Origin of the sequence: Streptomyces fuscigenes (assembly GCF_021556455.1) — a bacterium.
Taxonomy (GTDB): Bacteria; Actinomycetota; Actinomycetes; order Streptomycetales; family Streptomycetaceae; genus Streptomyces; species Streptomyces fuscigenes.
In genome coordinates, this window is the sequence record NZ_JAKGCV010000590.1 from 1 (window position 1) to 2,769 (window position 2,769).

2 protein-coding genes are annotated in these 2,769 nt (G+C 73.4%); both read right to left on the reverse strand.

Features of this window, described 5'->3' with window-relative positions:
• Positions 1–1,870, reverse strand: a 1,870-nt coding sequence (locus L1885_RS26690) for a sensor histidine kinase (protein WP_235799726.1), incomplete at its 3' end; no start/stop codon positions are given.
• A gap of 142 nt (positions 1,871–2,012) precedes the next feature.
• Positions 2,013–2,684, reverse strand: coding sequence for an ABC transporter ATP-binding protein (locus L1885_RS26695; protein WP_372482036.1), 672 nt, complete (start codon positions 2,682–2,684; stop codon positions 2,013–2,015).
• Positions 2,685–2,769 lie beyond the last annotated feature (85 nt).

A 2,769-nucleotide genomic window follows, 5' to 3' on the forward strand; every position in this document is an offset into this window, starting at 1 on the left:
GGCTGACCGCTGCCAGCAGCGCCGTGCGGATCCGGTTGCCCTCGGCCAGCTCGCGGGCCTGCGCGGCCTCCCCGATCAGCCGCTGGCGGTCCAGGACGACGGCGGCCTGCGCCGCGAAGGCGGCGAGCACGCGGCGGTCCTCGGCGGGCAGGACCCGCCCGGTCAGGGCGAGGGCCATGTGGTCACCGACGGGCATGTCGACGTCGGCGTCCTCGGGGCGCAGGCACGGCTTCGGCCCGACGCTGCCGGCGCAGGTCCACGGGTCGACGTCGCTCGTGCGCTCCAGCAGCGCGACGGATTCCATCGCGAACGTCTCGCGCACCCGCTCCAGCAGGGCGTCCAGCGTGGTCTCGCCGCGCAGGACGCTGCCCGCGAGGAAGGACAGGATCTCGGACTCGGCTCTGAGTCTCGCGGCCTGGTGGGTGCGGCGGGCGGCCTGGTCCACGACGGACGCGACGCAGACGGCGACCGCGAAGAAGACGACGAGGGCGACGACGTTCTTCGGCTCGGCGATGTCGAGGGTGTGCGTCGGAGGCGTGTAGTAGAAGTTCAGCAGCAGGGAGCTGAGGGCCGCGGAGGCGAGCGCCGGCAGCAGCCCGCCGAACAGGGCCGCGAGCACCGTCATGAAGAGGAACAGCAGGACGTCGTTGGACAGGCCGAGCGGGTCGGACAGCGACGACAGCAGCAGGGTCAGCAGGACGGGCGCGACGACGGCGAGCAGCCAGCCCCAGATGATGCGGGAGCGGCCGAGCCGGGCGCCGCGCGCCACGGGCAGGCCGCGGCCCTTGGCGACGCGGTCGTGCGTGACGATGTGCACGTCGAGGTCGGGTCCCGACTCGCGCGCGACGGTCGCTCCGACGCCTGGCCCGAACACGTACTGCCAGCTCTTGCGGCGGCTGGAGCCGAGGACGACCTGGGTCGCGTTGACACCCCGGGCGAACTCCAGCAGTGCCGAGGGGACGTCGTCCCCTATGACGTGGTGGAAGGTGCCGCCGAGGTCCTCCAGGAGGGTGCGCTGGAGCGCGAGTTCCTTCGGCGAGGGGGCGGTGAGGCCGTCGCTGCGGGCGATGTAGACGCCGAGGATCTCGCTGCCCGAGCCCTTGGCGGCCACGCGGGCGGCGCGGCGGATCAGCGTGCGGCCCTCGGGGCCGCCGGTCAGGCCGACGACGATGCGCTCCCTGGCCTGCCAGGTGGAGCGGATGTTGTGCTCGCCGCGGTACTGCTGGAGGTACTCGTCGACGCGGTCGGCCACCCACAGCAGCGCGAGTTCACGCAGCGCGGTCAGGTTGCCGGGGCGGAAGTAGTTGGACAGCGCGGCGTCCATCTTGTCCGGCTTGTAGATGTTGCCGTGGGCCATGCGGCGGCGCAGCGCCTGGGGCGACATGTCGACGAGCTCGATCTGGTCGGCGCGTCTGACGACCTCGTCCGGGACGGTCTCGCGCTGGCGCACCCCGGTGATGGTCTCGACGACGTCGCCGAGCGACTCCAGGTGCTGGATGTTGACCGTGGAGACCACGTCGATGCCGGCCTGGAGCAGTTCCTCGACGTCCTGCCAGCGCTTGGTGTTGCGGGAGCCGGGCACGTTGGTGTGCGGCAGCTCGTCGACGAGCGCGACGGCGGGCGCCCGCTCCAGCACGGCGTCGACGTCCATCTCGGTGAAGCGGCCGCCGCGGTATTCGAGCTCCCGGCGGCGGACCTCCTCGAGACCGCGGAGCATGACCTCGGTGCGGGGCCGGTCGTGGTGCTCGACGAAGGCCACGACGACGTCCGTGCCGCGCTCGACGCGGCGGTGTGCCTCCGACAGCATCGCGTAGGTCTTTCCCACGCCCGGCGCCGATCCGAGGTAGATGCGAAGCTTGCCGCGTCCCATGGCTCCATTGTCTTCCCGCGAATGAGCCGCTGCGTGAGATGCCCCGGCCTCCTCGACGCTACAGCGCCTGACCATGACAAAGCGGGCGGGAAGCGGAGGCGCGCGGACGTCTTGACAGGATTCTGACGGCCGCGCCACCCGGTCAGCCGGCGGCGGTGATGTGCCCGTCGTCGAGTTCGAGCACGCGGTCGGCGAGTCCGAGGAGCTGGGCGTCGTGGGTGGCGACGAGCGCGGTGACGCCCTCGGCCCGCACGACGGCGCGCAGCAGTTCCATGACGGCGAGGCCGGTCTCGGCGTCGAGCTGGCCGGTGGGCTCGTCCGCGATCAGCAGGGCCGGGCGGTTGGCGAGGGCGCGGGCGATCGACACGCGCTGCTGCTGGCCGCCGGAGAGCTCGCCGGGGCGCTGGGCGGCGTGGTCGGCGAGGCCCACGAGGCCGAGCAGCAGCTGGACGCGCTCCTCGCGCGCGCGGGCGTCGGTCCTGCGCAGCCGCATGGGGACGCCGACGTTCTCGGCGGCGCTGAGGATGGGGATGAGGCCGAAGGCCTGGAAGACGAAGCCGATGCGGTCGCGGCGCAGGGCGAGCAGCCCGTCCTCGCCGAGCGTGGAGAGGTCGGTGCCGTCGACGCTGATGGTGCCCCGGTCGGGGGTGTCGAGGCCGCCGACCAGGTTGAGCAGGGTGGTCTTGCCGGAGCCGGAACGGCCCTTGAGGGCGACGAGCTCGCCGCGTCCCACGGTGAAGGAGACGCCGCGCAGGGCGTGCACGGCGGCGGCGCCCGTGCCGTAGGAGCGGTGGAGGTCACCCACGCGCACCATGGGGCCGTCCGCCGGCGGCTCGGCCGGCGCGGCGCCCCTTCCGGTGGCGGCGGTCGTCCCGGCGGCGGCCGGGCGGCGGGCTTCG